Here is a 6,567-nt window from a genome sequence, read left to right as displayed (position 1 = left end):
AGCGCAGGCAGCAAAAGGCGAAACTGGCGAAGCCTGGCTTTTGCTGACTGCAGCGGACTTCCTTTTCTGATTTTTCAATCGTAGAATTTTACCCAGCTTGTGTGTAGCCATTGTTATGGGTTGCCGCTTTATTCTTTTCACCGTTTCAAAAAAAGGGCCCATTTCAAATTCTGGACTAACCAAAAGGCGGCTATTCAATTCTTTTCAAATGATTTCAATTTCTTGATTTTCAGTTGATTCAATTTCAAAATCTTGATTCTTCAATTTGATCTTCTTGAATCTAAAATCAACCAAAAATCGGACGATAATCAATCTGTTTCAGGGTTCAGGTCTCAATTTCCAGAAGATTCAACCTGATTTTTGATTCCTGATTCTACTCAATTCGATTTTCCAGATTCATCAAAATCAGTTTCAGGTTCTCCGAATCTCGAGTTCTTGATTTCTGATCTTAGGTTTTCAAATTGATTCAATCAACGGTTTCCAGTTCAAAATCTCCAGATTCCTGATTCCCAAATTCTGTTTTTGGATGAGATTCAAATTCCTCATTTCTATTTCAAAAGCCGCCTAAACTCAAACTCCTTCTGAAAAAACCAATCTCATTTTTCAAGATGGACCCGGTTAATCTTAAGAATCCAAATTATTCGTTTTCTGCCCGATTCACCGTAAAAAATACAATACTCGACAGGACTTTTACCCGCCGTTTCAAAATTCTAATTCCTCGATTTGGAACTCAAATTCTCGATTTCTGGACAATTCTCGATTTTGAGTTTCCATTTTTGAGGCGGGACAATTCATACTTTCAATTCCATAGAATGCCAATTCTGATGCGGTACCCCATAACGTCCCGCATACCCGCAGGCTGCCCGCATAGGGCAGCTTGACGGGTATGCATTGTTCCAGCCAGCGTTCATTTCTCTATTCAATTAGTTTTTCGAATTGTATTTCGGATTTAGTTTTGTCTTTGTAAACGTATTGATAAAATATTACCTCTCCATGATTTGGAGCATCTAATGAAATAGATTTATCAGACATTATGTCGTCAATCTTCATCCAATTAGTTAGGTTATTTTTTTCAAATCCATAGTAAAAGCCTTCAATTGGCATAAACTGTTCAATTCTGCTATCACCTTTTGAGCATCCTATTTTATCTTTGTTTTCACTCCAACATGTAAGCGTGGGCATTCCCATGATTTCAATGTAATCTGTTAGATATTCTCTTTTTCTGAACAAGTATCCAATCGAATTAACAAGTTCTCCTCTTATATGTAAGTTAAAGTATATAGTATCATTTTGTGGCTCTTCAATTGTGATATAATTTGAGAATTCATCACCGTAGGCAGCACCTTCAAGGTGAGGTTTCATGCCATAACCATGAATGTCATAACTTAATTTCAGTTCTTCTTCAAGGCAACGACCTCCAAATCCAAACAGTAATGCATATTTACTTTCAGAACCGTAATGTCTCCTGCCAATGTACTTTGCCCAAACATTTGGATATTCACTTTTTAACGGTGTAAGTAACGTGTATAAGTTAAGGTTGTCATTTGAATAGGAATCAACTATTGTGAATTTCTTTACAATAGTTCCGTCGGGATAGAAAAAGTCCATGTAAATTTTTTGACTTGGTGCTAACGGTATGAAATTTTTTATTGGGTCAAAGCATTCAAATGTTGCGTCGGAATCTCTATAATCATCTAAATTTATAAACATCTCGTATCTGTCCTCAAACCTACTTAGACCAATTTTTTCTGCTCTTAATGACTTAAATAGGGTGCTATATATTCTACATTCATCGAATCGACATGAAATGAAACTATTTGAACTCGACATGGAAAAATTCTTTAACAATTCCTTCTCTTTTTCAATTATGAAACCTTCTCTTTTTGCAATCCCAACTTCCTCTCCCTCAATTGAAATTATTTTAATGTATAATTTGTCATTACCGTCAAAGTCTTCTATTCCACTTTCATAATACTTTTGGAAATTGTTTCCGTCTTTTGAGTATTCTACAATGCATTCCCTAAGTTCTTTTGGTAAATCTATAAAGACTTTTGGTTTTTGAATAGATACGTATTGTGATACCCTTACTTTAACATCTTCAACGTATTCTTTAAGGTTTGTATTTAAACTTGATTTACTTGTTAGCTTAATATCTTGATGGCTGGTGCTTAAAGTCTTCTCAATGAAAAAGTATTTTCCTTTTGGGTCATAAAATTTGTATCTCACATAATTCTGATTTCCAATTAGACTTCTCAATGTAATAATTTGGTATCCTCCAAATTTGTCGGTGACGGAAGTTAAGTTACTGTTTTTATTTTCATAAGTATCGCTTTCGGAAACAATACTCACCTCTATGCCTTCTAATGGGTCACCCGAATTTGCATCACTTACAGTTCCCGATATGCTTATAAACTTATTTGGTTCGATTTCAATGTTTTGGAGAAGGTTTGAAGGAATTGTTATTCTCAATGTATGATAGCCGTATATTTCATGGCGAACTTCCATGTCAAGCTGGTCTCCGACCTTGTACCTTGCTTCTCCTTTAGTTAAATCCAATTGAAATTGTCCATGCGTAGTAGTTGTGGCAAAATCATCACGTATTGAAACTCTTGCATTTTCTATGACATCACCAGTATTTTTATTTACAAGTGTACCCTTAAGAATCATAGTTTGAGAAAATGAAAAAGTAGTAATTACTAAAAAGATAAAGGTCGTAAATATTGATTTCATTTTTTTCTAATTTTGATGGTGAGGTTATCATGAGGTGGAGTTATGTAATCTGTATATTCAGCGTATCCTTCTTTTAAAATTCTAATTTTTTTTCCTTCTTTTGACGGTGTAGAAATTTTAAATGTTCCATCAGGGTTGGTGGTCATTATTTTATCACCGTAAAATACCTTTGCTCCACCTACAACATCATTGTTTTCATAATCCAAAATAATCCCACTTAGCTCAAAAACCAAATTTGGTCTTTCATCTTCTGTAGTTGGATTCAGAACTACACTACTATTTTTAACATCTTCAGTTTTGACTTCTTTTGTGTCAGTAGGTTCTGTTTTTTCTATGGGTTTAACTATCTCTTCTTTTTTAGTAGGTTCACCATCTTTATTTATTCCAAGTTTATGCAGAATTACTGCTACAACAACAATTACAAGTATTCCTGAAATTGTCTTCAGAGTATACTCTAACCATATTGAATTTTTTTTTGCTTCCTTCCCGTTGTTATTCATTTTTGTTTTTTTTCGTTGGCTGGAACGGCCCGGCTACGCGCAGGCTGGGATTCTAAATTTACTCTTTTCGTTTGATTTCACCAATACTAGCGCAGGCAGCAAAAGACGATGATGGCGCAGCCTGGCTTTTGCTGACTGCAGCGGGCTTTTCATTCTCTTTTTTCAATCGTAGATTTTTACCCAGCTTGAGTGTAGCCATTGTTATGGGTTGCCGCTTTATTCTTTTCACCGTTTCAAAAAAAGGGCCCATTTCAAATTCTGGACTATCCAAAAGGCGGCTGTTCAATTCTTTTCAACTGATTTCAATTTGCTGATTTTCAGTCGATTCAATTTCAAAATCTTGATTCTTCAATTTGATCTTCTTGAATCTAAAATCAACCAAAAATTGGAAGATAATCAATCTGGTTCAGGATTCAGGCCTCAATCTCCAGAAGATTCAACCTGATTTACTCAATTCGATTTCCCAAATTCATCAAAATCAGATTCAGGTTCTTCGAATTTCTAATCTTGGTTCTCAAATTGATTCAATCAACAGTTTCCTGTTCAAAATTTCCAGATTCCTGATTCCCAAATTCTATTCTTGGACGAGATTCAAATTCCTGATTTCTATTTCAAAAGCCGCCTAAACGTAAATCTCATCTGAAAAAACCAATCTCATTTTTCAAAATGGGCCCGGTTAATCTTAAGAATTCAATTTTTTCGTTTTTCTATCCGATTCACCGTAAAGAATACAATACTCGACAGGACCTTTACCCGCCTTTCCAAAATTTCAATTACCCAGTTTGGAACTCAAATTCTCGATTTATGGCGAAATCTTGATTCTGAGTTTTCATTTTTGAGGCGGGACAATTCATACTTTCAATTCCATAGAATACCAATTCTGATGCGGTACCCCATAACGGCCCGGCTACGTGACGTGCCGGACTCTAAATTTACCATTTTCGTTTCATTTCACAAATACTAGCGCAGGCAGCAAAAGGCCAATTTGGCGCAGCCTGGCTTTTGCTGCCTGCGCGGGTTTTTCAATCTCGATTTTCCTTTCGAAGATTTTACCGGCATGGCATGTAGCCATTGTTGCCTGCAGGTGGTTTTTCCGGGTATTCTTAATTTCTGAATGATTCAATATTCTCTTCAAACCATTTCCTCGATTCATCCAAACTTATTTCACCTGATGCCATTTCCATTGTAAAGTTGAACAGGATTTCATTTGTTCCCGATCCTGATTTTGGAACTTGTTTATCTCCTATTTCTATTTTTGAAAGGTCTTCTTTTAGTTTGTACCCATTTAACTTCATGAATAACAGCCCACTTCCTAATCCTGTCCGTTTATTCCCGTCTTGAAATACATGATTGGATATTATCGAAAACATGTAAACTGCTGCCTTTTCAAATATTTTTGAATAGATTTCTTGCCCAAATACCTCTCCTTTTACTGCATCTATCACATATTCTAATCCATTTTCATTTAGCAGGTTGTTAGGTGGCACAAAATTCCCTCCATGTTGATCAATCGTCATGCGATTTATCAGGAAATATCTTCTCTTTCCAGGTACTCCATCTCTTAAGCAAGAGATTTAAAAACTTCTCCATATTTATCGAAATCCTCCTCAATCATCTCTTTCAATCTATTCGACCTCTCATTCCTGACATTTGAATCAATGATGCTATTCTCGGACAAAATCTCTGTCAGAATCTCCTTAAAATAATTTGGGTTCTCTATCAAAACCTCTGTGATTACTGACTTAAGAACCTCTTTATCTACTTTCCCGATATTCATCCTATTTTTTACTTTTTACGGTCATCAACCTGTTCAACTTTTCTTAACACTCATTCACAAATTTTAGTTTCTTACCTAACTTGCAGGCAACGGCCCGGCTACGCGCAGGCTGGGATTCTAAATTTACTCTTTTCGTTTGATTTCACCAATACTAGCGCAGGCAGCAAAAGACGATGATGGCGCAGCCTGGCTTTTGCTGACTGCAGCGGGCTTTTCATTCTCTTTTTTCAATCGTAGATTTTTACCCAGCTTGTGTGTAGCCATTGTTATGGGTTGCCGCTTTATTCTTTTAACCGATTTCAAAAAAAGGGCCCATTTCAAATTCTGGACTAACCAAAAGGCGGCTGTTCAATTCTTTTCAACTGATTTTAATCTATTGATTTTCAGTTGATTCGATTTCAGGATTCTGGTTCTTCAATTTGATCGATCCTAATCTTAAATCAACCAAAAATCTGACGATAATCAACCTGTTTCCGGATTCTGATCTCAATCTCCAGAAGATTCAACCTGATTTTTGATTCCTGATTTACTCAACTTAATCTCTCGAATTCATCAAAATCAGTTTCAGGTTCTCCAAATCTCGAGTTTTTGATCTTGGTTGTCAAATTGATTCAACAAACGATTCCCTGTTCAAAATTTCCAGATCCCAGATTTACAAATTCTGTTTTTGGACGACACTCAAATTCCTGATTTCTATTTCAAAAGCCGCCTAAACCTAATCTCCTTCTGAAAAAACCAATCTCATTTTTCAAGATGGGCCCGGTTAATCTTAAGAATCCAAGTTTTTCGTTTTCTGTCCGATTCACCGTAAAGAATACAATACTCGACAGGACCTTTACCCGCCTTTCCGAAATTTCAGTTACCCGATTTGGAACTCAAATTCTCGATTTATGGACAATTCTCGATTCTGAGTTTTCATTTTTGAGGCGGGACAATTCATATTTTCAATTCCATAGAATGCCAATTCTGATGCGGTACCCCATAACGGCCCGGCTACACGCAGGCTGGGATTCTAAAATTAATCTTTTCGTTCGATTTCACCAATACTAGCGCAGACAGCAAAAGGCGATGATGGCGCAGCCTGGCTTTTGCTGACTGCAGCGGGCTTTTCATTCTCTTTTTTCATTCGTAGATTTTTACCCAGCTTGTGTGTAGCCATTGTTATGGGTTGCCGCTTTATTCCTTTTCACCGATTTCAAAAAAGGGCCCATTTCAAATTCTGGACTATCCAAAAGGCGGCTGTTCAATTTTTTTCAACTGATTTTAATCTCTTGGTTTTCAGTTGATTCGATTTCAGGATTCTGGTTCTTCAATTTGATCGATTCTAATCTCTAATCAACCAAAAATCTAACGGTAATCAACCTATTTCCGGATTCATATCTCAATCTACAGAAGATTCAACCTGATTTTTGATTCCTGATTTACTCAATTCGATTTCCCAGATTTGTCAAAATCAGTTTCCGGTTCTCCAAATCTCGAGTTCTTGATTTCTGATCTTAGGTTTTCAAATTGATTCAATCAACGTTTCCCTGTTCAAAATTTCCAGATTCCTGATTCTCG

At 36.2% G+C, this 6,567-nt stretch carries 7 protein-coding genes; all 7 read right to left on the bottom strand.

Features of this window, described 5'->3' with window-relative positions; all coding sequences use genetic code 11:
* On the bottom strand, positions 1 to 198 hold a 198-nt coding region (locus IX84_RS34260), incomplete at its 3' end, for a hypothetical protein (RefSeq protein ID WP_238578359.1).
* Between the two features lie 717 nt (positions 199 to 915).
* Positions 916 to 2,730: a collagen binding domain-containing protein gene (locus IX84_RS29990; protein WP_044230220.1), complete on the bottom strand. Its 1,815-nt coding sequence runs from the start codon at positions 2,728 to 2,730 to the stop codon at positions 916 to 918.
* Positions 2,727 to 3,230, bottom strand: a complete 504-nt coding sequence (locus IX84_RS29985) for a hypothetical protein (RefSeq protein ID WP_044230218.1) — start codon at positions 3,228 to 3,230, stop codon at positions 2,727 to 2,729. Before IX84_RS29985 ends, IX84_RS29990 begins: the two co-directional genes overlap by 4 nt.
* A 58-nt stretch (positions 3,231 to 3,288) precedes the next feature.
* Positions 3,289 to 3,516 carry a hypothetical protein gene (locus tag IX84_RS29980; protein ID WP_152605309.1) on the bottom strand — a complete coding sequence of 76 codons (228 nt, stop codon included), beginning with the start codon at positions 3,514 to 3,516 and terminating at the stop codon, positions 3,289 to 3,291.
* Positions 3,517 to 4,333: 817 nt separating this feature from the next.
* Positions 4,334 to 4,756 carry a type II toxin-antitoxin system death-on-curing family toxin gene (locus IX84_RS31765; protein ID WP_394333443.1) on the bottom strand — a complete coding sequence of 141 codons (423 nt, stop codon included), beginning with the start codon at positions 4,754 to 4,756 and terminating at the stop codon, positions 4,334 to 4,336.
* 35 nt (positions 4,757 to 4,791) lie between these two features.
* The gene (locus IX84_RS34790; protein ID WP_044230213.1) at positions 4,792 to 5,007 is read right to left on the bottom strand and encodes a hypothetical protein; all 216 of its coding nucleotides are present in this window, start codon (positions 5,005 to 5,007) and stop codon (positions 4,792 to 4,794) included.
* 123 nt (positions 5,008 to 5,130) lie between these two features.
* Entirely contained in the window at positions 5,131 to 5,271 is a 141-nt protein-coding gene (locus tag IX84_RS33665) for a hypothetical protein (protein ID WP_160213997.1), read from the bottom strand.
* Positions 5,272 to 6,567: the final 1,296 nt, after the last annotated feature.

This window comes from Phaeodactylibacter xiamenensis (assembly GCF_000759025.1).
GTDB lineage: Bacteria > Bacteroidota > Bacteroidia > Chitinophagales > Saprospiraceae > Phaeodactylibacter > Phaeodactylibacter xiamenensis.
The sequence above is the reverse complement of the archived record's forward strand: the minus strand, read 5'-3'. Positions and strand labels throughout refer to the sequence as shown.

Excerpts from the sequence above, each read along its gene's own strand:
- IX84_RS29990 (WP_044230220.1), bottom strand. The coding sequence starts at position 2,730 with ATGAAATCAATATTTACGACCTTTATCTTTTTAGTAATTACTACTTTT.
- IX84_RS29985 (WP_044230218.1), bottom strand. The coding sequence starts at position 3,230 with ATGAATAACAACGGGAAGGAAGCAAAAAAAAATTCAATATGGTTAGAG.
- IX84_RS34790 (WP_044230213.1), bottom strand. The coding sequence starts at position 5,007 with ATGAATATCGGGAAAGTAGATAAAGAGGTTCTTAAGTCAGTAATCACA.
- IX84_RS33665 (WP_160213997.1), bottom strand. The coding sequence starts at position 5,271 with ATGGCTACACACAAGCTGGGTAAAAATCTACGATTGAAAAAAGAGAAT.